The 22,707-nt window shown below is 59.9% G+C and carries 26 protein-coding genes and 1 pseudogene; 10 read left to right on the forward strand and 17 right to left on the reverse strand.

What is annotated here, in order from left to right; translation table 11 throughout:
- Positions 1-16: 16 nt before the first annotated feature.
- From nusB to nrdR, 6 genes are all read right to left on the reverse strand, one after another.
- Positions 17-517: a transcription antitermination factor NusB gene (nusB, locus tag ACS5Q8_RS25655; protein ID WP_276195056.1), complete on the reverse strand. Its 501-nt coding sequence runs from the start codon at positions 515-517 to the stop codon at positions 17-19.
- Complete coding sequence (ribH, locus tag ACS5Q8_RS25660; protein WP_247408428.1) at positions 514-990, reverse strand: 6,7-dimethyl-8-ribityllumazine synthase; 477 nt, start codon at positions 988-990, stop codon at positions 514-516. Before ribH ends, nusB begins: the two co-directional genes overlap by 4 nt.
- Positions 991-1,078: 88 nt before the next feature.
- The gene (gene ribBA / locus ACS5Q8_RS25665) at positions 1,079-2,170 is read right to left on the reverse strand and encodes a bifunctional 3,4-dihydroxy-2-butanone-4-phosphate synthase/GTP cyclohydrolase II (RefSeq protein WP_276195057.1); all 1,092 of its coding nucleotides are present in this window, start codon (positions 2,168-2,170) and stop codon (positions 1,079-1,081) included.
- A gap of 15 nt (positions 2,171-2,185) precedes the next feature.
- Positions 2,186-2,863 (reverse strand): riboflavin synthase, encoded by a 678-nt coding sequence (locus tag ACS5Q8_RS25670; protein ID WP_253399543.1) that lies wholly within the window; start codon positions 2,861-2,863, stop codon positions 2,186-2,188.
- 47 nt (positions 2,864-2,910) lie between these two features.
- Complete coding sequence (ribD, locus tag ACS5Q8_RS25675) at positions 2,911-4,041, reverse strand: bifunctional diaminohydroxyphosphoribosylaminopyrimidine deaminase/5-amino-6-(5-phosphoribosylamino)uracil reductase RibD (protein ID WP_276195058.1); 1,131 nt, start codon at positions 4,039-4,041, stop codon at positions 2,911-2,913.
- Positions 4,038-4,508: a transcriptional regulator NrdR gene (gene nrdR / locus ACS5Q8_RS25680; protein WP_276195059.1), complete on the reverse strand. Its 471-nt coding sequence runs from the start codon at positions 4,506-4,508 to the stop codon at positions 4,038-4,040. Before nrdR ends, ribD begins: the two co-directional genes overlap by 4 nt.
- A gap of 139 nt (positions 4,509-4,647) precedes the next feature.
- On the opposite strand from nrdR, the gene ACS5Q8_RS25685 reads away from it, so the two are divergent.
- From ACS5Q8_RS25685 to trxA, 3 genes are read left to right on the forward strand one after another with little or no spacing between them, the layout of a single operon-like run.
- A complete protein-coding gene (locus ACS5Q8_RS25685; protein ID WP_465159557.1) occupies positions 4,648-5,103 on the forward strand; it encodes a YbaY family lipoprotein in 456 nt (151 codons plus the stop codon).
- Complete coding sequence (locus tag ACS5Q8_RS25690) at positions 5,100-5,762, forward strand: class I SAM-dependent methyltransferase (RefSeq protein WP_465159558.1); 663 nt, start codon at positions 5,100-5,102, stop codon at positions 5,760-5,762. Before ACS5Q8_RS25685 ends, ACS5Q8_RS25690 begins: the two co-directional genes overlap by 4 nt.
- A gap of 32 nt (positions 5,763-5,794) precedes the next feature.
- On the forward strand, positions 5,795-6,667 hold the full coding sequence (gene trxA / locus ACS5Q8_RS25695) for a thioredoxin (RefSeq protein WP_443695388.1): 873 nt from the start codon (positions 5,795-5,797) through the stop codon (positions 6,665-6,667).
- Here the strand turns inward: trxA and ACS5Q8_RS25700 are convergent.
- Positions 6,664-7,011: a hypothetical protein gene (locus ACS5Q8_RS25700; protein WP_276195062.1), complete on the reverse strand. Its 348-nt coding sequence runs from the start codon at positions 7,009-7,011 to the stop codon at positions 6,664-6,666. The genes trxA and ACS5Q8_RS25700 overlap by 4 nt on opposite strands.
- Positions 7,012-7,142: 131 nt before the next feature.
- On the opposite strand from ACS5Q8_RS25700, the gene ACS5Q8_RS25705 reads away from it, so the two are divergent.
- The 5 genes from ACS5Q8_RS25705 to ACS5Q8_RS25725 all read left to right on the forward strand — a co-directional run bounded on the left by ACS5Q8_RS25705 (position 7,143) and on the right by ACS5Q8_RS25725 (position 11,058).
- Entirely contained in the window at positions 7,143-7,748 is a 606-nt protein-coding gene (locus tag ACS5Q8_RS25705) for a DUF2796 domain-containing protein (RefSeq protein WP_465159559.1), read from the forward strand.
- A 6-nt stretch (positions 7,749-7,754) separates the two neighbouring features.
- Positions 7,755-8,465 carry an ABC transporter ATP-binding protein gene (locus ACS5Q8_RS25710; protein WP_276195064.1) on the forward strand — a complete coding sequence of 237 codons (711 nt, stop codon included), beginning with the start codon at positions 7,755-7,757 and terminating at the stop codon, positions 8,463-8,465.
- A gap of 1 nt (position 8,466) precedes the next feature.
- Positions 8,467-9,732 (forward strand): ABC transporter permease, encoded by a 1,266-nt coding sequence (locus ACS5Q8_RS25715; RefSeq protein ID WP_253399571.1) that lies wholly within the window; start codon positions 8,467-8,469, stop codon positions 9,730-9,732.
- A gap of 11 nt (positions 9,733-9,743) precedes the next feature.
- Positions 9,744-10,265 (forward strand): DUF3299 domain-containing protein, encoded by a 522-nt coding sequence (locus ACS5Q8_RS25720; protein ID WP_443695385.1) that lies wholly within the window; start codon positions 9,744-9,746, stop codon positions 10,263-10,265.
- Between the two features lie 94 nt (positions 10,266-10,359).
- Entirely contained in the window at positions 10,360-11,058 is a 699-nt protein-coding gene (locus tag ACS5Q8_RS25725) for an OmpW/AlkL family protein (RefSeq protein WP_276195066.1), read from the forward strand.
- Positions 11,059-11,194: 136 nt separating this feature from the next.
- On the opposite strand, the gene ACS5Q8_RS25730 is transcribed toward ACS5Q8_RS25725, so the two are convergent.
- Together ACS5Q8_RS25730 and ACS5Q8_RS25735 are read right to left on the reverse strand one after the other, a co-directional pair.
- Positions 11,195-12,079 (reverse strand): sugar nucleotide-binding protein, encoded by an 885-nt coding sequence (locus tag ACS5Q8_RS25730; protein ID WP_276195067.1) that lies wholly within the window; start codon positions 12,077-12,079, stop codon positions 11,195-11,197.
- A gap of 230 nt (positions 12,080-12,309) precedes the next feature.
- Positions 12,310-13,281: a GlxA family transcriptional regulator gene (locus ACS5Q8_RS25735; RefSeq protein WP_465159560.1), complete on the reverse strand. Its 972-nt coding sequence runs from the start codon at positions 13,279-13,281 to the stop codon at positions 12,310-12,312.
- 96 nt (positions 13,282-13,377) lie between these two features.
- Between ACS5Q8_RS25735 and ACS5Q8_RS25740 the strand changes: the two genes are divergently transcribed.
- The gene (locus ACS5Q8_RS25740; protein WP_276195069.1) at positions 13,378-13,938 is read left to right on the forward strand and encodes a cysteine hydrolase family protein; all 561 of its coding nucleotides are present in this window, start codon (positions 13,378-13,380) and stop codon (positions 13,936-13,938) included.
- A gap of 21 nt (positions 13,939-13,959) precedes the next feature.
- Here ACS5Q8_RS25740 and tam read toward each other — a convergent pair whose 3' ends face one another.
- On the reverse strand, positions 13,960-14,721 hold the full coding sequence (gene tam, locus ACS5Q8_RS25745; RefSeq protein WP_276195070.1) for a trans-aconitate 2-methyltransferase: 762 nt from the start codon (positions 14,719-14,721) through the stop codon (positions 13,960-13,962).
- Positions 14,722-15,099: 378 nt separating this feature from the next.
- Here tam and ACS5Q8_RS25750 point away from each other — a divergent pair, with 378 nt between their 5' ends.
- Positions 15,100-15,711: an LbetaH domain-containing protein gene (locus ACS5Q8_RS25750; protein WP_465159561.1), complete on the forward strand. Its 612-nt coding sequence runs from the start codon at positions 15,100-15,102 to the stop codon at positions 15,709-15,711.
- 99 nt (positions 15,712-15,810) lie between these two features.
- Here the strand turns inward: ACS5Q8_RS25750 and ACS5Q8_RS25755 are convergent.
- From ACS5Q8_RS25755 to ACS5Q8_RS25785, 7 genes and pseudogenes are all read right to left on the reverse strand, one after another.
- Positions 15,811-16,052, reverse strand: a pseudogene (locus ACS5Q8_RS25755) (IS66 family transposase); the annotation flags it as partial.
- Between the two features lie 190 nt (positions 16,053-16,242).
- Complete coding sequence (locus ACS5Q8_RS25760; RefSeq protein ID WP_465160374.1) at positions 16,243-17,517, reverse strand: OprD family outer membrane porin; 1,275 nt, start codon at positions 17,515-17,517, stop codon at positions 16,243-16,245.
- A 176-nt stretch (positions 17,518-17,693) separates the two neighbouring features.
- Complete coding sequence (locus ACS5Q8_RS25765) at positions 17,694-18,041, reverse strand: RidA family protein (RefSeq protein ID WP_426100508.1); 348 nt, start codon at positions 18,039-18,041, stop codon at positions 17,694-17,696.
- 18 nt (positions 18,042-18,059) lie between these two features.
- A complete protein-coding gene (locus ACS5Q8_RS25770) occupies positions 18,060-18,923 on the reverse strand; it encodes an MBL fold metallo-hydrolase (RefSeq protein WP_426100506.1) in 864 nt (287 codons plus the stop codon).
- 30 nt (positions 18,924-18,953) lie between these two features.
- Entirely contained in the window at positions 18,954-20,309 is a 1,356-nt protein-coding gene (locus tag ACS5Q8_RS25775) for a spinster family MFS transporter (RefSeq protein WP_426100504.1), read from the reverse strand.
- A 28-nt stretch (positions 20,310-20,337) separates the two neighbouring features.
- Entirely contained in the window at positions 20,338-21,348 is a 1,011-nt protein-coding gene (locus ACS5Q8_RS25780; RefSeq protein ID WP_426100502.1) for a succinylglutamate desuccinylase/aspartoacylase family protein, read from the reverse strand.
- A gap of 113 nt (positions 21,349-21,461) precedes the next feature.
- On the reverse strand, positions 21,462-22,361 hold the full coding sequence (locus tag ACS5Q8_RS25785) for a LysR family transcriptional regulator (protein ID WP_426100500.1): 900 nt from the start codon (positions 22,359-22,361) through the stop codon (positions 21,462-21,464).
- Positions 22,362-22,707: the final 346 nt, after the last annotated feature.

Raw genomic sequence — 22,707 nt, forward strand, 5'->3', positions numbered from 1 at the left:
AGGACTCAAGCGCAGGTTAGCGCTTGTACGCCTTCACTTCGGCTTCACGCAGGCGCGGGGCCAGCTTGTCGAGCACGCCGTTGACGAACTTGTGACCGTCGGTCGAACCGTAGACTTTCGCCAGTTCGATACCTTCGTTGATCACCACGCGGTACGGCACGTCGACGCGCTTGAGCAGTTCCCAGGTGGACAGGCGCAGTACAGCCAGTTCAACCGGGTCCAGCTCATCGATAGTCAGGTCCAGACACGGGGTCAATGCAGCATCGATCTCGGTCAGGTTGGCCGGAACACCGTGCAGGATGTCGTGGAAGTAACTCTGGTCGGCGAAGGCGAAGTCATTGTCGACGCGAAATTGCGCTTCGATTTCGTTCAGCGAAGTGCCGGCCATGTGACGCTGGTACAGCGCCTGGGTGGCGAGCTGACGGGCAGCACGGCGCTTTTCGCTTTTCGATGGCTTACCGGCGTCCGCCGGCCGCTCGTCGCGTGGGTTGAAACGATCGCTCTCGTCGGAAATCACTTGGCCTCCAACTGCGCCAGCAGGCTGACCATTTCCAGGGCGGACAGGGCAGCTTCAGCACCTTTGTTACCGGCTTTGGTGCCGGAACGTTCGATGGCTTGTTCGATCGAATCCACGGTCAGCACGCCGAAAGCAACCGGTACGCCGAACTCCATGGACACCTGGGCCAGGCCCTTGGTGCATTCGCCAGCCACGTATTCGAAGTGCGGCGTGCCGCCACGAATGACCGCGCCCAAGGCGATGATCGCCGCGTATTCACCGCGTTGCGCAACTTTTTGCGCAACCAGCGGAATTTCGAAGGCGCCAGGGGCGCGGATGATGGTGATGTCGCTCTCGCTCACACCGTGGCGAACCAGGGCGTCCACGGCACCGCTTACCAGGCTTTCAACCACGAAGCTGTTGAAGCGGCCAACCACCAGGGCATAGCGGCCTTTGGGGGCAATGAAGGTACCTTCGATGGTCTTCAGGGTCATTCGACAAATCTCTTAAAGAGCCGGGACGCTAAAAGTGCGTCCCTCAGTGATGATTTAACCGCGAACAAGGCGCAACAATCGCCAGCCTTTATTCGGAGGGCACGTATTCTACAACTTCCAGGTCGAAACCGGATATCGCATTAAATTTCATCGGTGCGCTCATCAGACGCATTTTGCGCACGCCGAGGTCGCGCAGGATCTGCGAACCGGCGCCGACGATGCTGTAGGTGGTCGGCGTTTTGACCGGAGTTTGCTCGGCGGACTCGCGAATATGCGCGAGCAAGACGTCGCCATCCACCGCGTTGCCCAGCAGCAGCACCACTCCGCTGCCGGCCTCGGAGACCGCAGCCATCGCGGCGCGCAGGCTCCAGCGTCCGGGTTGTTTGACCATCAACAGGTCGCGCAGCGGGTCCATGTTGTGGACACGCACCAGGGTCGGCTCGTCGGCGCAGATGGTGCCCAGGGTCAGCGCCATGTGGACGTCGCCTTCCACCGAATCACGGTAGGTCACCAGGTTGAATTGGCCCAGTTCGCTGTCCAGCGGCTGCTCGGCAATCCGCTGAACGGTACGTTCGTGGATCATCCGGTAGTGAATCAGGTCGGCAATCGTGCCGATCTTGAGGTTGTGTTGGGCGGCAAAGGTTTCGAGCTCGCTACGACGGGCCATGGTGCCGTCGTCGTTCATCACTTCGCAGATCACCCCGCTCGGCTCGAAACCGGCCATGCGCGCCAGGTCGCAGGCGGCTTCGGTATGACCGGCACGGGCCAGGGTGCCGCCTGACTGCGCCATCAGCGGGAAGATGTGACCCGGGCTGACGATGTCTTCGGCCTTGGCGTCTTTCGCAGCAGCCGCTTGCACGGTGCGCGCACGGTCAGCGGCGGAGATCCCGGTGGTCACGCCCGTGGTGGCCTCGATCGACACGGTGAACTTGGTGCCAAACCCGGAACCGTTGCGCGGTGACATCAGCGGCAGCTTGAGCAACTCGCAGCGCTCGCGGCTCATGGGCATGCAGATCAACCCACGGGCATGCTTGGCCATGAAGTTGATGTGCTCGGGCTTGCACGCCTCGGCGGCCATGATGATGTCGCCTTCGTTCTCACGGTCTTCGTCATCCATCAGGATGACCATCTTGCCTTGGCGGATGTCTTCAACCAGTTCTTCGATGCTATTGAGCGCCACAGGGCACCCCCTTGGTCAGGATTTCAGGTAGCCATTAGCGGCCAAAAAACTTTCGGTGATGTTCCCGGCAGGCTTTTGTCGAGAGTCAGACTCTGCGGCCTTATCGCCCAATAGAAGGCGCTCCAGGTAACGGGCAAGCAAGTCGACTTCCAGGTTCACCCGGCGACCTGGCTGGTACGACGCCATGATGGTTTCGCTCAGGGTGTGAGGAATGATGGTCAGTGCGAATTCGGCGCCGTCCACGGCGTTCACGGTCAGGCTGGTGCCATCGACGGTGATCGAGCCTTTGTGGGCGATGTACTTGGCCAGCGCCTTGGGCGCACGGATGCGGAACTCGACAGCGCGGGCATTTTCGCTGCGGGCCACCACTTCGCCGACGCCGTCGACGTGGCCGCTGACCAGGTGACCGCCCAGGCGCGTGGTCGGGGTCAGGGCTTTTTCCAGGTTGACCGGGCTGCCGGCCGCAAGATCGCTCATCGCCGTGCAGTCCAGGGTTTCCCGGCTGACATCGGCGGCAAAGCCGTTGCCCGGCAAGTCGACGACAGTCAGGCACACGCCGCTGACGGCGATGCTGTCGCCCAGCTTGACGTCGCCCAGGTCGAGCTTGCCGGTGTCAACCAGCAGGCGCACGTCGCCGCCCTTGGGGGTCATGGCACGGATGCTGCCGATGGATTCGATAATGCCGGTGAACATGGCCTTCTCCTGGAAAACGGGGCGAGCGCTTGAGCGCCCGGTCAGAATTATACGCTCGCTACTGGGATGGCAGTGATTCGCCAGTCATCGCCCACAGCGCGCATTTCAGTGATCTTGAGTTGGGGCGCGTCGGCCAGTTTCTCAAGCGGCCAGTCCAGCAAAGGCCGGGCCGCAGAACCGAGGAACTTGCCGGCGACGAAAATCACGTATTCGTCCACCAGGCCCTGCTGGGCGAACGCGCCCGCCAGGCTTGGGCCGGCTTCCACCAGGACGTCGTTGACACCACGGGCCGCCAACGCCACCAGCGCCGAGCGCAGGTCGACCTGGCCATCGACACCGGGCACCACCAGGCACTCGGGCCCACGGGGAAACTGGTTTTCCGCCGTGACGCAGGTGATGACCAGCGCCGGGCCGGCCTTGAAGAACGGCGCATTGAGCGGCACCCGCAAGCGACCGTCGATCAGCACACGCAGCGGCGGACGCGACATGGCCAGGGCGGTGGTTTGCGCGTCCAGGCCGAGTTCGGCGGCGCGCACGGTCAGGCGAGCGCCATCGGCCAGCACGGTGTCGGCGCCGGTCAGCACCACGCTGGCCTCGGCGCGCAGGCGCTGCACGGCGGCGCGAGCGGCGGGGCCGGTGATCCATTGGCTCTCGCCGCTGGCCATCGCGGTGCGGCCGTCCAGGCTCATCGCCAGCTTGACCCGCACAAATGGCAGGCCGTGTTCCATGCGTTTGAGGAAACCTTTATTGAGGGCCCGCGCGTCCACTTCGAGCACACCGCTGTGTACCTCGATGCCAGCCTGGGCCAGGCGCTGCATACCGCGCCCGGCGACGTCCGGGTTGGGGTCCTGCATGGCCGCGACCACCCGCGCCACCCCGGCACTCACCAGCGCATCGGCGCACGGCGGGGTGTGACCGTAATGGCTGCAGGGCTCGAGGGTGACGTAGGCCGTGGCGCCGCGGGCTTTGTCAGCGGCAGCGCGTAAGGCATGCACTTCCGCATGGGGCTCGCCGGTACGCACATGCCAGCCTTCGCCGACGACCTGCCCGTCACGCACGATCACGCAGCCCACACGCGGGTTGGGATGGGTGGTGTACAGGCCGTTGCGCGCCAATTCGAGGGCGCGGGCCATGTAATGGGCGTCGAGGACGGCCTGTTCAGCAGACGGTGGGTTCATTTTTTGACCGGCTCACGGGCCAGGCGGTCGATCTCTTCGCGGAACTCATTGAGGTCCTGGAAGCGTCGATACACCGAAGCGAAACGGATATAGGCGACTTCGTCGAGCTTTTGCAGCTCGCCCATCACCAGCTCTCCAACCACCAGGGACTTGACCTCGCGCTCGCCGGTCGCGCGCAGCTTGTGCTTGATATGCGCCAGCGCCGCCTCCAGCCGCTCGACACTCACCGGGCGTTTTTCCAGGGCGCGCTGCATACCGGCGCGTAATTTTTCTTCGTCGAAAGGCTGGCGGCTGCCGTCGGATTTGATCAGACGTGGCAATACCAGTTCGGCGGTTTCGAAGGTGGTGAAACGTTCACCGCAGCCAGAGGCCAGGCATTCGCGCCGGCGACGCACTTGATCGCCCTCGGCGACCAGACGCGAGTCAATGACCTTGGTTTCGTTGGCACCGCAGAAGGGACAGTGCATGGTGGCAGGCAACAAAAAAAGGGAGGGCCATGGTAGCGCATCCCCGTGGCAAGACAAGCCATAGCCTTTGCGGTATATAGGCTGACGATTATGTTTCATGTTTTTTAAGCCACGGATATTGTCCTTTCTGGAGCCTTACATGCAGTTACGACCACTCGTTTTACTCACCTTGTTCGGTTTTCTGGTCGCCTGCAGCAGCGAAGCCCCGAAACCGTCGACGCCGCAACCTCAGCCTGCACAAGAGAAAAAAGTCCCCGGCATTGAAGACCTCGGCCCGCTGCCGGCCTACCAGCGTGAAATCAACGGCAGCCTGGCCAACGTGCCCGCCGGCGCCGAAGTCGAGATGGCGCTGTTGGTAATCGACGACCGCAGCCGCCCGCAACAACTGCTCGCCAGCAGCGTGCTGAGCGGCAACGGCAAACCCCTGGCGTTCCGCCTGCGCTTCAGCCCCGACGCGTTCCCGGCCGGTGCACGGGTTGAACTGCGCGGGCGCGCCAGCCAGTCCGGCCAGTTGATCCTGCACCTGCCCGCCGTGCGCATCACCCAGGCGATCACCCAGACCACCGGCCCTCTGCAACTCGTCACAGCACCATGACGCCACCGCTGGACCTGCAACGCGCGCTGAGCGCCCTGATCGGTGACGCACAGTTGGTGCCCTGCCCGCTGCCGGGCACCGACCTGGCGTTATGGCTGCTCGACGCCGACAACATGGACCGCGCCTTCAGCCCCGAAGAAACCCGGCGCATCCTGCATGAGCCGCCCTACTGGAGTTTTTGCTGGGCCAGCGGCCTGGCACTGGCGCGCTACCTGGCGGCGAACCCGACGTGGGTTGCGGGCAAGCGCGTGCTGGATTTTGGCGCCGGCTCCGGCGTCGCCGGGATTGCCGCCGTCAAAGCCGGTGCGTTGGAAGTGGTGACCTGCGACCTTGATCCGCTGGCGTTGGCGTCCTGCCGGGCGAATGCCGAACTCAACGAGGTTGAACTGGGCTATTCGGCGGACTTTTTCGCCGAAGCCGACCGTTTCGACCTGATCCTGGTGGCCGACGTGCTCTATGACCGCGCCAACCTGCCGCTGCTGGACCAGTTCCTCACGCGCGGGCGTGAAGCGCTGGTGGCGGATTCGCGGATACGGGATTTTCAGCATCCGGATTATCAGCGCCTGGCGATACTAGAGGCGCTGACATTGCCGGACTTGGCGGAGCCTTGGGAGTTTCGCAAGGTGAGCCTGTACCATTCGCGGCGCCAGCCCTTATAGTTGCCCCATTCCCGCTTTATTCGAGACGCCCCATGAGTGAGCCCACGCCGTATATCTTCGACGCCACCACTGCCACGTTCGACCAGGCGGTGATCCAGAACTCCTTCGAAAAGCCCGTGCTCGTGGACTTCTGGGCCGAATGGTGCGCGCCGTGCAAAGCGCTGATGCCGATGCTGGCGAAAATAGCCGAGAGTTATCAGGGCGAGTTGCTGCTGGCCAAGGTCGATTGCGAGGCCGAGCAGGACATCGTTGCGCGCTTTGGTATTCAGAGCCTGCCGACGGTGGTGCTGTTCAAGGACGGCCAACCGGTGGACGGGTTTGCCGGGGCGCAGCCGGAGTCGGCGGTGCGGGCGATGCTCGAACCTCACGTGCAGATGCCGCCGCCAGCCGCAGCGGCCCCACTGGAGCAGGCCCAGGCGCTGTTTGCCGAGGGCCGCATCAGCGAAGCCGAAGCCGTGCTGGTCGCGCTGTTGGGCGAGGACAACAGCAACGCCGCCGCGCTGATTCTGTACGCGCGCTGCCTGGCCGAGCGCGGTGAACTGGGTGAAGCCCAAGCCGTTCTCGACGCCGTGAAGAGCGACGATCACAAAGCCGCCCTCGCCGGCGCCAAGGCGCAAATCACTTTCCTGCGCCAGGCTGCCGACCTGCCGGACGCCGCCGACCTGAAAAGCCGCCTGGCGCAAAACCCGCAGGACGATGAAGCCGCCTATCAGTTGGCCATTCAGCAACTGGCGCGCCAGCAGTACGACGCCGCGCTGGAAGGCTTACTCAAGCTGTTTATCCGCAACCGCAGCTACAGCGAGGGCCTGCCGCACAAGACCTTGCTGCAGGTGTTCGAACTGCTGGGCAATGATCACCCACTCGTGACCGCATACCGCCGCAAGCTGTTCGCCGCGCTGTACTAATCGCCAACCCAGCGGTACAGCGGCGTATCGCCGCCGCTGGTGACTTTCACCTGGGCGCTGTGGCGCAGGCGCACCAGCAGGCGCTTGCCCGCCGCCGCATCGCCGGCCAGTCCTTCGAGTTGATCGAGCAATTCCAGCCCGTTGAGTTGGCCGGCGGCGCGCAACAGGTCCTGGGCGTTCTGCCACAGGTCATCATTGTGCTTGACCGCAACGGCCGGCGCGGCGGTCGCGCTGGCCACGGGCGTTGCCTGCAACTGCGCGCTCAGTCGCGCCCAATCAGCGTCATCGAGCTCCAGGGTCAAGTCCACTGGCAGGTCACCGACGGTTCCACGAATTCGCAACATCGTCCTTACTCCTGCATTTTTCCGACGGGCATGCTCCCATGCGGCTTGCGCAACGCCAAGCGTGCGGTCAAACTCCCCGCACTATTGTTATAAGATCACATAACATAATTTTCATGTTCTGGAGCCTCCCCATGCGCCGTCTGCTGCTTGCTTTGCCGTTTGCCCTGCTGCCACTGGCTATCGCCCATGCCGCTGACGAGCATGATCATGAGCACGCCAGCCTCGGCGCCCATGAACACGGGGTCGGCCGCCTCAACGCGGTGCTCGATGGCCAGGCCCTGGAGCTTGAGCTGGACAGCCCGGCGATGAACCTGGTGGGTTTCGAACACCTGGCCACCAGCGCCGCCGACAAAGCCAAGGTCGCCGCCGTGCGCAAACAACTGGAAAATTCCGTGGCCCTGTTCAACCTGCCAAAGGCCGCCGGTTGCGTGATCAGCACCCAGGAACTCAACAGCCCGCTGTTCGGCGACAAGCCCGAAGTCGAGCATGACGACGACGATGACGACCACGCCACCGACAGCAAAGGCGCGGCTGCCCACGAGCATCATCACGACCACAGCGAAATCCACGCCCACTACCAATTCACCTGCGCCACGCCGACTGCCTTGAGCAACCTCGACCTGAGCCAAGTGTTCAAGACCTTCCCCGCCACGCAAAAAATTCAGGTACAACTGATCGGCCCGAGCGGCCAGCAAGGTGTGGAAGCGACGGTCACAGCAGCCACCCTGAAGTTCTGAGTAGCCATGACCCACGCATTGATCGAACTGTCCGACCTGGGCTTCAACTGGCCCGGGCACCCACAGTTGCTGGACATCCCCGCGTTCCGCCTGGAACCGGGGGAGACCCTGTTTCTCAAGGGCCCCAGCGGCAGCGGCAAGACCACCCTGCTCGGCCTGCTGGGCGGCGTGCAGACACCCAGCCGGGGCAGCATTCGCCTGCTCGGCCAGGAGCTGACCGACCTCTCGGCCGGCGCCCGCGACCGTTTTCGCGTCGACCACACCGGCTACATCTTCCAGCAGTTCAACCTGCTGCCGTTCCTGTCGGTGCGCGAAAACGTCGAGCTGCCGTGCCACTTTTCCAAACTGCGCGCGCAGCGGGCCAAGCAGCGCCACGGCAGTGTCGACCAGGCCGCCGCGAGCTTACTCGCGCACCTGGGGTTGAAGGACAGCGCCCTGCTGGAACGCCGCGCCGATTCGCTGTCGATCGGCCAGCAACAACGAGTGGCCGCCGCCCGCGCGTTGATCGGCCAGCCGGAACTGGTGATCGCCGACGAGCCGACCTCGGCCCTGGACTACGACGCCCGCGAAGCCTTCCTGCAACTGCTGTTCGCCGAATGCCGCGACGCCGGCGCCAGCCTGTTGTTTGTCAGCCATGACCAGAGCCTGGCCCCACTGTTCGACCGTCACCTGTCGCTGGCCGAACTCAATCGCGCCGCCACGCCCGCAGAGGTTTGAGATGTATCTGTTCCGTCTAGCCATGGCCAGCCTGGCTAACCGCCGCTTTACCGCGATCCTCACCGCCTTCGCCATCGCCCTCTCGGTGTGCCTGCTGCTGGCTGTGGAGCGGGTGCGCGTTGAAGCGCGCAACAGTTTCGCCAGCACCATCAGCGGCACCGACCTGATCGTCGGTGCGCGTTCCGGCTCGGTCAACCTGCTGCTGTATTCAGTGTTCCGCATCGGCAACGCCACCAACAATATCCGCTGGGACAGCTACGAACACTTCGCCGCCAGCCCCCAGGTGAAATGGGCCATTCCGATTTCCCTCGGCGACTCCCATCGCGGCTACCGGGTGATGGGCACCAACGCGTCCTACTTCGAGCACTACCAGTACGGCCGCAAGCAAAACCTCGAGCTGGCCAGCGGCCGCGCCTTCGCCACCGATCCGTTCGAAGTGGTGCTCGGCGCCGAAGTGGCCGAAGCGTTGCACTACAAGCTCGGCGACAAGCTGGTGCTGGCCCACGGCGTGGCGGTGGTCAGCCTGGTCAAGCACGATGACAAACCGTTCACCGTGGTCGGCATCCTCAAGCGCACCGGCACGCCGGTGGACCGCACGCTGCATATCAGCCTCGGCGGCATGGAGGCGATCCATATCGACTGGCACAACGGCGTACCCGCCCAGGGCAAAGGCCGCATCAGTGCCGATCAGGCGCGCAACATGGACCTGACGCCGCAAGCCATCACCGCCTTCATGCTCGGGTTGAACAACAAGATTTCCACCTTCGCCCTGCAACGCGAGATCAATGAATTTCGCGGCGAGCCGATGCTGGCGATTCTGCCGGGCGTGGCGCTGCAAGAGCTGTGGAGCATGATGGGCACTGCGGAAAAGGCGCTGTTCGTGATCTCGCTGTTCGTGGTGCTGACCGGGTTGATCGGCATGCTCACCGCGATCCTCACCAGCCTCAACGAGCGCCGTCGCGAAATGGCGATCCTGCGTTCGGTGGGCGCACGGCCCTGGCATATCGCAACATTGCTGATCTTCGAAGCCTTTGCCCTGGCGCTGTCCGGTGTGATCGCAGGCGTGGGTTTGCTGTACGTGTGCATCGCGGCTTCGCGCGGGTATTTGCAGGCCAACTACGGCCTGGACCTGCCGATGGCCTGGCCCAGCGAATATGAATGGACCTTGCTCGCCGGTATCCTGGCGGCGGCGCTGCTGATGGGCAGCGTGCCCGCGTGGCGTGCTTATCGACAATCCTTGGCCGATGGCCTGTCCATACGTTTATGAGGAAGGCTTCGATGCGTCGTGCCCTGTTTACCCTGTTGTTGCTGCTGGCCGCGCCCGCCTGGGCGGAGGATCAGCCCAAGGATTTGTCCTGGCAGGAGATGATTCCACCGGACGCGCCGCCGGAAATCCCCAATATGAAACCGCTGCACGACCTGTCGAAGATGGCCGATGCCTTGTCGGTCGAGGCCGCGCCAGCGGCCAAGCAGGACTTGCCCAACGCGCCGGTGGTGCAGAGCCTCAACGGCCAACATATCCGCCTGCCGGGCTATATCGTGCCGCTGGAAGTCAGTGAAGAAGGCCGCACCACCGAGTTCCTCCTGGTGCCGTATTTCGGCGCGTGCATTCACGTACCGCCGCCGCCGTCGAACCAGATCGTGCATGTGAAAAGCGAAGTCGGCGTGAAGCTCGATGAGCTGTATCAGCCGTATTGGATCGAGGGCGCGATGCAGGTCAAACCGTCGTCCAGTGAGTTGGCCGACGCGGGCTATCAGATGGACGCCGAGAAGATTTACATCTACGAATTGCCGGAATAGCGCTTATCACCCTTTCATTGAGCTGCGTCAAAAGACCAAGCGGAACGATCTTTACCATTGGATGTACAACCTTTAAACGTCCTCTGGAGCTCCCATGAACAAGTCCCTGCTCGGCGCGTCCCTCTTCGCCCTCGCCCTCGCCGCCCCTGTTGCCCACGCTTACGAGGCCGGCGACATTCTGGTTCGTGCCGGTGCAATCACCGTGAACCCGAATACCGACAGCGGCAACGTCAAAGTTGACCAGGGTCCATTGAGCGGCGCCAACCTGGGTGGCAAGGCGACCTTGAGCAGCAACACGCAACTGGGTCTGAACTTCGCTTACATGTTCACCAGCCACTGGGGTATCGAACTGCTGGCGGCCACGCCGTTCTCGCATGACGTGAAGCTCAAGGGCACCTCCGTGGGCGCAGCCAACGGTAAACTCGGCTCCCTGAAACAACTGCCGCCAACCCTGAGCGTCGTGTACTACCCGCTGGACAGCGCCTCGAAGTTCCAACCGTATGTAGGTGCAGGTATCAACTACACCTGGATCTATGACGAGAGCCTCAGCGGCACCGCGAAACAAAACGGGTTCAGCAACTTCAAGGCCGATAACTCCTGGGGCTGGGCCGCGCAGATCGGCGCCGACTACATGATCACCGACAAGTGGATGATCAACGGCCAGGTCCGTTATATCGACATCAGCACCACGGCCACCGTGGACAACAACGCCCTGGGCCAGGGCACCCGCGCCAAGGTCAATGTGGACGTTGACCCACTCGTTTACATGGTTGGTATCGGCTACAAGTTCTAAGCGATATTTCACAAACGCCACAAAACCAATGTGGGAGGGGGCTTGCCCCCGATAGCGGTGGTTCAGTCAATGATTCTGTTGACTGACACCGGGCTATCGGGGGCAAGCCCCCTCCCACATTTTGCTTTGGGGTGTTTCAGCTACGGCGGTAAAACCGATCCAGCAACGCCGGCAACCCCGCCCGCCACGCCCGTGGTTTGATGCCGAAGGTATGCAGGATTTTCTTGCAGGCCAGCACCGCGTGTTGTGGTTCTTCACCGGCATCCGGCCGAGCCGCATGGGCCTGGGCGGTGGGCGCTTCGATGGCCAGCGCACGGAAACTGCGCGCTTCGGTGAGGATCGCCTGGCCCAGCGCCAACGGCGTGGTCGCCTCGTGACCGGCGTAGTGATAAGTGCCCCACAGCGGCGCCGCGCAATCGAGTTGCTTGAGCACGGAGATGATCACCCGCGCCGCATCGTCCACCGGCGTCGGGTTGCCGCGACGGTCGTCTGCCATCAGCAATTCTTCAGGCTTCTCGGCCCGCGCCAGGAAACGCCCGAGGGTACCGTCGACACTGTCATCCAGCAGCCAGCCAAACCGCAGCAGCACATGTTGCGGGCACGTGGCGCGCACGCTTTGTTCGATACGCCACAACGCCTGGCCGCGCAGGCCCAGGGGCACCGGCTCGTCCTTTTCGCTGTAGGCGGTGGCGCGGGAGCCATCGAACACGCGGTAGCTGGACGGTTGCAGCAAGGTGATGTTGTGGTGCTGGCACAGTTCGGCCAGGCGTTCGATCGCAGACTCCTGGGCGGCCAGACGGCTTTCGCTGACCGCTTCGGCCTGGAACCAGTCGAAATAGTAGGCGAGGTTGATCAACGCATCGGGACGGGTGTCGTCGAGCAATTGGGTAAGACTCGCGGCATCCCAGCCGTCTTGGGGCGGTTTGGGGGCGAGGAAACCGATGTCTTCCTCTGCACCGAGGCGAATCAGCGCCTGCCCGAGGGCATTCCCGCCGCCCAATAACATAAGGCGCATTCGCATAGATTGAGCAGGCCCGGTCTGTTTGGAACGATGGTTAGTATCGACAGGCGTTTGAGCCTTGCCGTGGGTGTTTGCCAGAATCGTTGCATTTTGCGGGTTTGTAGCGCAACCGTCACGGATAAACTGCGGGCTTGCCAGGTATTGCTCGCCGCAGTAGCTGAACACGTGACCGCCGATAAAGCTCTTTATTCTGCACGATGACGCATTAACAGCGAGGCGTTCTGCATGATTCACACGCCAAACCGGCTGCGATACTCGCTGGGCGCCAGGCCGGTGATTTTCTTGAACGTGGCGCGAAACGCGCTGGGGTCCTGATACCCCACGGTCCAGGCGATATGGTCGATGGTGCCATTGGTAAATTCGAGCATTTGCCGGGCCTTGCCCACTCGCAGGTGCTGGCAATATTCAGTGGGTTTCAAACCCGTCGCGCCGCGAAAGCGCCGCAGGAACGTGCGCTCTTCGAGGCCCGCCTGCTGCGCCATCGCCGCCACCGAGACATCCACCGCGCCGCTCGCTTGCAACCAGTGCTGCACTTTCAGGATCGCGCCGTCGCCATGCCCAAGAATCGGCGCGAAGTTGCTCCCGCACTGGCTGGCGCTGTCGCTGTGTTCGATCACCAAAAAGCGCGCCGTGTCGGCCGCAATGCTCGGCCCCATGAGGCGGTCGACCAGGCGCAGGCCCAGTTCGGACCACGCCATCAGCCCGGCGGTGGTGATCAGGTCGCCGTCGTCAACGATCGGTTTATCCGCTTCCAGGCGCACCGCCGGGTAACGCGCAGCGAAGGTGCTGGCGGAAGACCAATGGGTGGTGGCGCTGCGCCCGTCCAACAGACCACTGCGCGCCAGCATGATCGAGCCGATGCACACGCCACCGAGCACGGTGCCCGCTGCGTGTTGCTGACGTAGCCAATCCAGCAGCGCGGGGGGCGTCTGTTCCTCGGTGAATTCGCCGATCGACGGTGGCACCAGCACGGCCATCAGTGGTTGGCCTGGACCGGGATGGCTGACGAATATGCGCGCGGGCGTGCCATCCGGCGCCACCTGCCAATGGCTGACCCGCAACAGCGGCAATTGCGCGGATTGGTGCGCGGCGGCGATCCGATTGGCCACCCCGAACAGATCGGTCAAGCCATGCACCGCCGCCAGTTGCGCGCCCTGGTAGATCAACACACCCAGCTCGATGATCGAGCGTTCCACGGCCATTGTCAGTTTTCCCCCTGTTATTGTCGGTGCAGCCAATCCCCGCTCTGCGCGCCAGCTAAGATACTGGCCCCATCAACCCATCACGAGGCAACACACATGGCCAAGCAAGCGCTCATCCTAATCGATATCCAGAACGACTACTTCCCCCAGGGCAAGTGGCCGCTCGACGGCGTGGAGGCTGCGGCAGACAAGGCCGCGCAGGTGCTGCAGGCATTTCGTCAGGCGGGCGATGCGGTGATTCATGTGCGTCATGAGTTCACCTCGGACGATGCACCGTTCTTCACCCCAGGCTCCGAAGGCGCGCACCTGCATCCCAAGGTGCTGAACGAAGGCAGTGAGCCGGTGGTGCTTAAACACTTTGTGAATGCGTTTCGCGAAACCCAACTGCGCACGGTGCTGGAACAATGCAGCATCACTGACGTGGTGGTGGTCGGCAGCATGAGCCATATGTGCATCGACGCGGTGGTACGGGCGGCGGCGGACCTGGGTTACAAGGTCACGCTGATCCATGACGCCTGCGCCACGCGGGATCAGGAATTCAACGGGCAAGTGATTCCGGCGGCGCAGGTGCACGGTGCGTATATGGCGGCGCTGGCGTTTGGGTATGCGAGCGTAGTGTCGACGCAAGAATACTTGCAGGCCCAGGCGGCGGCCTGACCGCCGCGTGCGGGCGTGGCGCTAGCGGGTCGCAATGATGAACAGGCGCGGGAAAGGCAGAAGTACGGTGCCATCATCCAGGGCCGGATAAGCCTGGCTGATCCGCGCCTTATAGTCCTGCAGGAAAGCGGCTTTTTCGTCGTCGCTCAACGGCGCGAGGAACGGCCGCAATGCCGAGGCCTTGAACCACTCCACCACGGCCGCGTGATCCGCCAGCGGGTGCAGGTAGGTGGTGCGCCACACATCGACGGTGCTGCAGTGTTGGCTCAACAGCTCGTAGTAATAGCTCGCTGTGTGCCGTTCATTGTGTTTAACCGTGCCGATCCTGGCGGACCATGGGCCATCGGCCGCGACCTCACGGGCCAGCCGATGGGCGGGCTCGTCAAGGTTGTCCGGGGTTTGCACCGCCAGGGTTCCGCCGCGTGTCAGTTGGCTGACCAAGTGCGGGTAGAGCGTGGCGTGGTCCGGCAGCCATTGCAGGGAAGCATTCGCCAGGATCACATCGAAGGGTTGTGCCGGGGTCCATGCGCCGATGTCCGCCAGTTCGAAGCTCAGCGCCGGCAAGCGTTTGCGGGCGTCGGCCAGCATGTCGTCGGAGCTGTCCATGCCGGTAACGTGAGCCTGTGGAAAACGCTCGGCCAACACTTGCGTGGAATTACCGGGGCCGCACCCCAGGTCAACGGCGGTTTGCACAGCGGTATTGGGGATGGCCGCAACCAGATCGCGGACGGGGCGTGTGCGCTGCTGCTCGAACAGGGTGTATTGCTTGGCTGACCAGGTCATCACGGCTTTCCTTTTGTTTAACGGTTGGCCACAGCCTAAATCGTGTGAGCCATGAGAACAAACGCCAGGGTTCACATCACCATCCGAAGATGCACAACCCCCCTGCGTAAGGTCCACGAACGATTTTCTGTTTGCGCCATTGCGCACCGAGGGCATGGCCGCCCAAGCGAGCCGTGGGATGGCAGGCTCATTATCCATGGGGGCGACGATCAGAGGGTGCTGGGTTTCGACCGCTGTCTGCACGTTGTAGCCGACGATTCCCGTGCCGCGCGTCATCATGGAGCGGCTGCCTGGGTCGGTCAGTGTGCACTTGAGTTTTATTGTCTTTAATGTCAGAAGCTCGGATATTTCCGTTTCTTACTGCCTGGACGATTTTCGATGAATCTACCTGAGATCAGTACGTTTATTACTCGCTGGCCCTTGCTGGGCCTGGCTCCCCCTGCCGCTTGGCTGGTTTCCCAGGACTGCGAAAACCAAGTTATGGCTTCGCTGGCACGGCTTGGAGAGGGTTATCGACGCCAGGGAAACTGTGCCGTCCACGAAACTGCGGTTGTTGAGCAAGGCGCTGTATTAAAGGGCGCGATTATCATCGGCGCAGGATCCTTCGTGGCGGCGGGTGCCTACCTACGTGGAGGGGTTTATCTCGGCAGCCATTGCATTGTTGGCCCAAGCTGCGAAGTGAAAAGCAGCTTCATGCTTGACGGAAGCAAGCTGGCACACTTCAACTTTGTCGGCGACTCATTGATTGGCGAGAACGTGAATATCGAAGCAGGTGCAATCATAGCCAATTACCGCAACGAGCTAGATGGTGCGGATATCAAAGTCCGCTATGCAGACAATGTCATCGAGATAGGAGTTAACAAATTCGGTGCCCTGGTCGGCGATGGCTGCAAAATTGGGGCGAACGCAGTCATCGCTCCCGGTGCGCTACTGCGGCCAAACACACATGTCCCACGTCTCGGGTTGATTGACCAGTTTGCCTACGACTAGGAAAGCCGGCCAGGCCCTGCTCGTGGCTGCTATTACTTGGCCAGTGAGCTTCGGCGGTAAACTCCTACGGAACTCATTCTTGCGCAAGTTTGGCTGGCCCCACTGATGCGATAGCAACTGCTGCGTCGGCAGTCGCTCCAGCACGTCTTATAGGTATAGGGGTCATGCCCATTCATACGCGCCGATTGGATCAAACTCATAATCGCCGTTGCCCGTTTGCCGCTGCGCAGCGAACCTGCAAAAAGCCAGTTTTTGCGGCCTAATGCCCATGGTCGGATCTGATTCTCGGCCCAATTACTGTCAATGGGTACGGCCCCGTCATCGAGATAGCGCGACTGCGCCGGCGAAAACCGACGATAGGCTCATCGCACAATTGCACGGCCTGGGTGGTCATGGCAGGTGTTAAACGATGGAAATCGCGCGGCCTATGGAAAGCAAACCAATTTAGCGCTGTTAGATAAGCAGAATCAGGAAAGCTCAACCAAAAATTGGCCGAGCATTTTCACCACTGAGTGACCGCACCGCATCGATTTAGAACAACGCTAATGTATAACTGACTATCAACCTATTCTGGTCTGCATCGCGGGAGGCTTCACTGTGTGACCTACCGTTTCGCCATCCGAACCCCACCCCCTTCAGCGCTCCCGACGGTACAATGTAGTCAATTGAGAGGTCTCGCTCCCACTCCGTCTGATCAGAACCCGCGGCCGTCTTTATGCCTCGTCCATCCAGGTACATCAACGCGGCCTTAAGCCCCGGAATACCCAGCGCAGCAAAGTCATAACCATATTGCACGTAGGTCGTATCCTCGCCTGCCCGGATGAAATTCTGGATTAACCTGTCGGTATACAGGTACACCCCCGCTCCACCGCTACCCTTGCCCACCAATCCGCCTTGATTCGGCTGAATGAAGTTACTGTCGTCAGAAACACTCTGATAGCCCATCAGAAACGAATGCGCCCCCAAGCTATAAGTAAACGTTGCACTCCATGTATTGTTGTCGATCTCGCCGTTGGTTCCGCTCGTGTAACCACTTGTCCCATAGCCCTCAGCACGACCTGTAGCTGAACTGTTCTTGCCATCGGAGCGGGTACTAAAATATCGCAGGTCCGAGGTCAACGAACCCACCTGCCCCATAGGCAGTCGGTGCAGTAAACCCAGAAAATGCTGAGTATAAAAATCCTCAAGATGCCCGAAGTAATACTGCGCCGTCAGGTCTTTCCCAACCCTATAGTCAACCCCCCCAAAGAGGAATTTATTCGTGTCCTGACTAGCCCCGGCCACGGATAATCCCGTGGAGTCGCTGGAGCCCCTTGCAGTCGCTGACGTCAGTTGCCCTCCGATAATGGTCGCATTGTCCAGATCGTTGGATGTGAACTGCAACCCTTCAAACGACTGCGGCAGCAGTCTTCCGTCAGTGATCGTCAACACCGGCAGCTTTGGGGTGAGCGCACCGTAGCGTAATTCGGTTTTCTGTAGCCGCACCTTCATTGTGGGCTCGAACCTCGTCCAGTAGTCGGCGGCCCGGTCACCATCATCTGGAAACATTGAGCTTGCATAGTGGCGACCTTTTCCGCTGTCCAAGGTTACGCCCAGCATAAGATTCGCATCCACCCCGAATCCCAGTGCACCCTCGGTAAATCCTGACGCATAGCGCAGGATGAACCCTTGACCCCATTCGCGATTTTGGGATGGCCGGGCGTTCCCACTGCGCCAATCATTATCAAAGTAGAGATTTCTAGCTGAGATATCAGCCTTGCCGTCTGTTAGAAAGTCAGCATGCGCTGAAATACAGTTACACGCCATCAAAGCGCATCCGGCCGCACTTCCAAGTTTAATTTTAGTAATCATGGACAAAGCGTTCCCCTACGCGAAACTGCGTATTAAAAAATTAAGGTACGGGGGCAGAGTTATTAACTGTGCAACTTATATTCTTATATTTACCAGCATCGAACTTTTCTCGGACCGACCAACATCGAGCGCTACAGGGCCGCAATCACTTGAATTTCAATCTTATAGTGAGGCTTCGCCAATACGGAGTGAACGCAGGCTCGAACGGGCGGTTGCGTGCCTTCAAGCCACCGTTCCCACACCTGATTCATCGCATCGAAATCACTCATGTCCGTTAACCAGATTTGCGCCCATATAAGTTTTGTTCTGGCCGAGCCAGCCTCAATTAAAAGTTGATCAATTTTCGCGAAAATATCAACCGCTTGCTCCTGAACGCCGCCCGTGCTCTGAGATGTCTGCCCCGAGAGGTAAACGGTTCCGTTATGTACGGCGACTTGGCTGAGCCGAGCGTTGCTGCCGGTTTTTTGGACAATGTGCATTGTTATCTCCCAACCTTTTTATATAAATGCCCAGGCGTATTGCCCATTGGCTTTTGTAATGTGACCCACAGAACACTTGGTAAAATGACTAGTGAATACCGTGGCACAATTAACGTCCGCGTATTCAAGCAGCCATCGTCTGGATACCCGCGCGGCGACTTGTTCGGCGCAGAAAACAGAGTTCCATTGCGGTAGTGCGACCTGCAACGGGCTGTGCATGACATCACCGCAGAAAACGACGAGGCCATCACCGGATTCAATACTGATGCTCATGTGCCCAGGGCTATGACCAGGCGTTGGGTGAAACTTGATGCCTGGCAAGTATTCCTCTCCACCGTTATTGATGGTCGCCAGTTGCCCCGCATCCCTTACAGGCTTGATGCTGTCTTCGAAAATCATCAGTCGCGGGGCCGCAGCAGGTGTCCCGTAAAAGTCCAGTTCCGCCTGGGAGCAGACATGCATGGCGTTGGCAAAGGTGGGCACCCACTTCTCACCGTCCCACACGGTATTCCAGCCAACATGATCCACGTGCAAATGCGTATGCAGGACGAAATCGATGTCTTCAGGACGCACACCTGCTCGCTCAAGGTTTCCCAGCCATGGGCTTTGCAGTTGATGAAATATGCTGCTGAAAGGCCGATCCTTGAAGTTTCCAGAAGCTGTATCTATCAACAGCCGATGCTGAGGCGTTTCTACCAGCCAGCTATGGATGCTCATTTCAACCGGTGTGTCTTGCCTCATCTGCTCGCGGCTTGAGGTTGCTTCAAGCAAGTGAGGCGTTGCATCCGGATAAAGCTGGGCAACGGACAGAGCGCTAAATACCTGCTCGGTAATTTTCGAAATACGTAAATCACCGATTTGATAAACGTCAGATAGGTTCATGAAAGCTCCTGTACCAAACACCGCGAATCATCAGCTTGCCTGGACGGCTGATAGTGAAAGCGATTGTGAGCGTTTAACGGCCAATGCTGCTGTCGTATAGAGGACGGCTGCCAAGGCTGCGGACACGGTTGCGACAATCGCCAGTGCAAAGCCCAGGGCATTCTCTCTGTCGCCCAATTGCTGGCTGATATAGCCAACGGCGTATGGCCCGATCCCACCTCCAAGCACGTTGGTCATGAATACCAATAGCGCGATAGAGCGACCACGCATTCTGTTGGGGATCGCAATTTGCAACGGGATGGGGGCCAATGCCATGACGATGCTCGCTGCAAACGCGCAAAGCCCGTAGAAGATGATCGCCATGTTGAATGAGGCCAAAGGTGCGATGAGCGCAAGAGGGGTTAACAACGTGCAGGCGTAGGCTGCCACCTTGAGAACAGTCCCGAGCGCTTGCTCATCCTTGGCGCGCCTTACCAGAAGGCCAGCGGTAAGAACACCGACTATCCCGCCGAGCATGTAAAGGGGCCCCGTTATTTTCCCGACATAGCTGGCTTCCAGGGCAAAGTGTCGAATCAACACCGTGGGAAACCAGGCGGTGAACGAGTAAAACAACATGATCAAACTGGCGTAGCCAAAAAAGTACGGCAAGCAGAAGCGATTACGAACAAACAATTCACGCAGCACTTCACTGAACGGTGGAGCCACCTCTCGCTCGGTATCCTTGCCTGCGCTCGCATGATCTCGTCTTGCCGGTTCGCTTACGGTTAAGAACACGATAGCCGCAAGCAAAAAACCCGGCAGGCCAACAATCAGAAACACCATCTGCCAGGCGTGCATCGAGGTGCTGGCGAGAAACTCATTGCCTGGTTGACTCAACCAGCCCAGCAATGCCCCGCCCCCCGTCAATGCGACACCACTACCGATGTAAGGCCCCAACATGAAAATACCGGTAGCGCGGCTAAGGCGTCGTGGTGCGTACATGTCGGCGAACAACGACAACACGGCAGGACTCAGCGCAGCCTCGGCAATGGCAGTACCTGCTCGCCAGACCAACAGTTCGGTAAAACTTCCGGCGGTGGCACAAAGCGCCGTGGAACACGCCCAGATCGCCACGCACACGGCAATGATGCGCACCCGGTTTGATCGGTCGACCATGCGCGCAACAATAATCCCTGCGGTTGCGTAGCACAGGGTGAACGAGAAGCCCTGCAACATGCCGATTTGACTATCAGTGATGCCCAGCGTGGCTTTCAATGGCTGAACGAGGATGCTGACGATCTGGCGATCCAAGTACGAAAAAGCAAAGCAGATGAGAAACAGGGCAGCACTGTAGGCTGAGCCATGGTTATCTTGGGCCACGGGTTCTACAGAACGGATTACGCTCATAAGACACACTCCAGACGCGATTCAGTCGTCATTGCCAGGTGGTAGGAGAAGCCAGCACGGCAATACAGTCGCCCGCCGCCACATGAGAAAAGGTCCGCTGAACCATGATTTCGCCATCCCTGCTGAAATACAGCTCCTCTGCTGGTTTCCAGGGTGCATAAATGTCAAACAAACGACCCGCGAGCTGGCCTTTTTCAACTTGATCACCCAGAGAGAAGCAGGGTTCGAAAACACCGCCTGCGGTGGCAAACACGTAGTGTCCTGAATCCTCGACTTTGACCAGGCGCGTCGGTTTGGCCGGCGCGACTGGAACGTCTTTGATAACACCAAGGCTATGCAATACCCGGTGCAATCCGTCTTCGACAATCTTGAGATTCTCAGGGCTGCACGACGCACCGCCGCCAAACTCACCACAAAGAAACAGTTTCCCCTGTCGCTCGGCAGCCGCTCCATAGGTGCGATCTTCGCCCAGCAGGTTCATGACCATGGTGGTTGGAGCCCCGAATGCATCGACAAGACGCAGGTAATCATCGTGCTGCGCCGCATTGGCTGGCAGGGAAGCCAGAAGTGCTGGCGCGTGCTGGAAAGAGGCACCACCGGCATGCATGTCCAGAATAACGTCCGAGATAGGGAACAGTTCTGTATTGACATAGTGCGCAATCATTTCAGTGATACTGCCGCTACGGTTACCTGGGAACAGGCGATTCAGATTGCCCTTGTCGATGGGCGATGTTCTCGTTCCATTCTGGAAAGCAGGGAAATTGAGACCCGGGACGACGATCAAGCGGCCGCTGATTTCCAGCGAGCTCATCCGCTGAATGAGCTTCATCAGCGCGATTGGCCCCTCCAGTTCGTCCCCATGATTGCCGCCGGTGAGAAGAACTGTCGGCCCGACCCCGCGTTTGAGCACTACGATGGGGATCGGGATACGGCCATAGGCTGAGCGGTCATGGGAATGCGGAAGCATGAGAGCTCCCTTCTGAAAGCCTTCCAGAGAGAAATCGACCGTGGACGCAATGAGTGATCCTTGGTTATTCATACAAACCCTCCTGAAACTGAAATATAAGCGTGGTAACGGACCACACCCACTATCTGTCAGGACATTGCATGAGAATATTGCCGTTTTATGAGATCAGCGATGCCTGAAAGGCATCACTGGCCAGAATGGCACTTCCGCGCTTCGGTCAACACTTGGAGAAATCGCTGAAGCAGCGGGCTTTCACTGTTTGCGCAGTATGCAAATACCAGCGGCATCGGTACTGACAGATCCAGCAGTTTCAAAAAACTGACAGACGCCGGTGGCCGGCCCAGGTTCGCAGAGTTGACGAGCGCAGCCCCCATACCGGAGCCCACCAACGCCAGAATGGCCGACTCGGTCTGCGCCTCTTGAACGACCTGAAGACTGACTCCCAGCGCTCCACAGGCAGCCATGAGCTGGTCGTAGTAAGTCGGGTACACCCATCGTGGAAAGGTTATGAAAGGCAGGTGGGCGATGTCCGCGAGCGAGACCTCATTACCCCCAAGGTCCCAATCAACTGGTATCGCTAGAACCAGATTGTGTTCTACCAGTTGTAGTACCTCGCATCTGTTTGAAAGGGGACGGTATAGGTACACAAAACCACCATCGAGCATCCCGTCCTCAATACGCTGGACTTGCTCAGGCGTGTTAAGGGGATTGAGTTCCAGACTCGCATTAGGGATTGCGATCTGAAACGCTCTCAGCGCCTTGGGGACAATACCGTCCCAGCTGCTGTTCTCCACAAACCCAAGGCGTAGCTGTCCCTCCCATCCCGTAGAAATACGCTTGGCTTTACGTGTTGCAGCTTCGAGGTCACTCATGATCTGCCGAGCATCAGACAAAAATGATTCACCCGCTGGCGTCAAGGTTAACCCTCGGGGATGTCTGCTAAACAGCTCAAACCCTAGCTGCTCCTCAAGATCGTGAAGCTGGCGAGAAACAGCTGGCTGCGTGACATGGATACGCTCCGACGCTAGTCGAATGCTTTTGTGCTCGGCCACAGCTATGAAATAACGCAGATGGCGCAATTCCATTTATTTTCCTCAGATGTAGAAAAGAGATACTCCCGGCAGCCTATCATCGAACACCTTCGGGAGGTTTAGAGCATTAGCATCCGCAAATGAAGACGCCGTCGATGGGTGAATCGGTTCGCGGGCTGCCCCCGCACCTACAAGTGGCAGCCCGATTTCGGCCAATTGCGACGAAGTGGACTACTCCTTCGCTCCGGGGAAATTGCCGAGACTTTTCCCCATTTTTTTGACGTAAAAAAAGGCCCCATACTCTTTACAGAGATGGAGCCTTCGTCTTTGGAAAAAACCCTCTGATTACTTGGACTTAACCGTAAATAGCAATCAGAAGATCTTTACATTTCTACCTTAT

The sequence above is a fragment of the Pseudomonas sp. PAMC25584 genome (assembly GCF_058135675.1).

Excerpts from the sequence above, each read along its gene's own strand:
- ribH (WP_247408428.1), bottom strand. The coding sequence starts at position 990 with ATGACCCTGAAGACCATCGAAGGTACCTTCATTGCCCCCAAAGGCCGC.
- ACS5Q8_RS25670 (WP_253399543.1), bottom strand. The coding sequence starts at position 2,863 with ATGTTCACCGGCATTATCGAATCCATCGGCAGCATCCGTGCCATGACC.
- ribD (WP_276195058.1), bottom strand. The coding sequence starts at position 4,041 with ATGAACCCACCGTCTGCTGAACAGGCCGTCCTCGACGCCCATTACATG.
- nrdR (WP_276195059.1), bottom strand. The coding sequence starts at position 4,508 with ATGCACTGTCCCTTCTGCGGTGCCAACGAAACCAAGGTCATTGACTCG.
- ACS5Q8_RS25685 (WP_465159557.1), top strand. The coding sequence starts at position 4,648 with ATGCAGTTACGACCACTCGTTTTACTCACCTTGTTCGGTTTTCTGGTC.
- ACS5Q8_RS25690 (WP_465159558.1), top strand. The coding sequence starts at position 5,100 with ATGACGCCACCGCTGGACCTGCAACGCGCGCTGAGCGCCCTGATCGGT.
- trxA (WP_443695388.1), top strand. The coding sequence starts at position 5,795 with ATGAGTGAGCCCACGCCGTATATCTTCGACGCCACCACTGCCACGTTC.
- ACS5Q8_RS25700 (WP_276195062.1), bottom strand. The coding sequence starts at position 7,011 with ATGTTGCGAATTCGTGGAACCGTCGGTGACCTGCCAGTGGACTTGACC.
- ACS5Q8_RS25705 (WP_465159559.1), top strand. The coding sequence starts at position 7,143 with ATGCGCCGTCTGCTGCTTGCTTTGCCGTTTGCCCTGCTGCCACTGGCT.
- ACS5Q8_RS25710 (WP_276195064.1), top strand. The coding sequence starts at position 7,755 with ATGACCCACGCATTGATCGAACTGTCCGACCTGGGCTTCAACTGGCCC.
- ACS5Q8_RS25715 (WP_253399571.1), top strand. The coding sequence starts at position 8,467 with ATGTATCTGTTCCGTCTAGCCATGGCCAGCCTGGCTAACCGCCGCTTT.
- ACS5Q8_RS25720 (WP_443695385.1), top strand. The coding sequence starts at position 9,744 with ATGCGTCGTGCCCTGTTTACCCTGTTGTTGCTGCTGGCCGCGCCCGCC.
- ACS5Q8_RS25725 (WP_276195066.1), top strand. The coding sequence starts at position 10,360 with ATGAACAAGTCCCTGCTCGGCGCGTCCCTCTTCGCCCTCGCCCTCGCC.
- ACS5Q8_RS25730 (WP_276195067.1), bottom strand. The coding sequence starts at position 12,079 with ATGCGAATGCGCCTTATGTTATTGGGCGGCGGGAATGCCCTCGGGCAG.
- ACS5Q8_RS25735 (WP_465159560.1), bottom strand. The coding sequence starts at position 13,281 with ATGGCCGTGGAACGCTCGATCATCGAGCTGGGTGTGTTGATCTACCAG.
- ACS5Q8_RS25740 (WP_276195069.1), top strand. The coding sequence starts at position 13,378 with ATGGCCAAGCAAGCGCTCATCCTAATCGATATCCAGAACGACTACTTC.
- tam (WP_276195070.1), bottom strand. The coding sequence starts at position 14,721 with ATGACCTGGTCAGCCAAGCAATACACCCTGTTCGAGCAGCAGCGCACA.
- ACS5Q8_RS25750 (WP_465159561.1), top strand. The coding sequence starts at position 15,100 with ATGAATCTACCTGAGATCAGTACGTTTATTACTCGCTGGCCCTTGCTG.
- ACS5Q8_RS25760 (WP_465160374.1), bottom strand. The coding sequence starts at position 17,517 with ATGGCGTGTAACTGTATTTCAGCGCATGCTGACTTTCTAACAGACGGC.
- ACS5Q8_RS25765 (WP_426100508.1), bottom strand. The coding sequence starts at position 18,041 with ATGCACATTGTCCAAAAAACCGGCAGCAACGCTCGGCTCAGCCAAGTC.
- ACS5Q8_RS25770 (WP_426100506.1), bottom strand. The coding sequence starts at position 18,923 with ATGAACCTATCTGACGTTTATCAAATCGGTGATTTACGTATTTCGAAA.
- ACS5Q8_RS25775 (WP_426100504.1), bottom strand. The coding sequence starts at position 20,309 with ATGAGCGTAATCCGTTCTGTAGAACCCGTGGCCCAAGATAACCATGGC.
- ACS5Q8_RS25780 (WP_426100502.1), bottom strand. The coding sequence starts at position 21,348 with ATGAATAACCAAGGATCACTCATTGCGTCCACGGTCGATTTCTCTCTG.
- ACS5Q8_RS25785 (WP_426100500.1), bottom strand. The coding sequence starts at position 22,361 with ATGGAATTGCGCCATCTGCGTTATTTCATAGCTGTGGCCGAGCACAAA.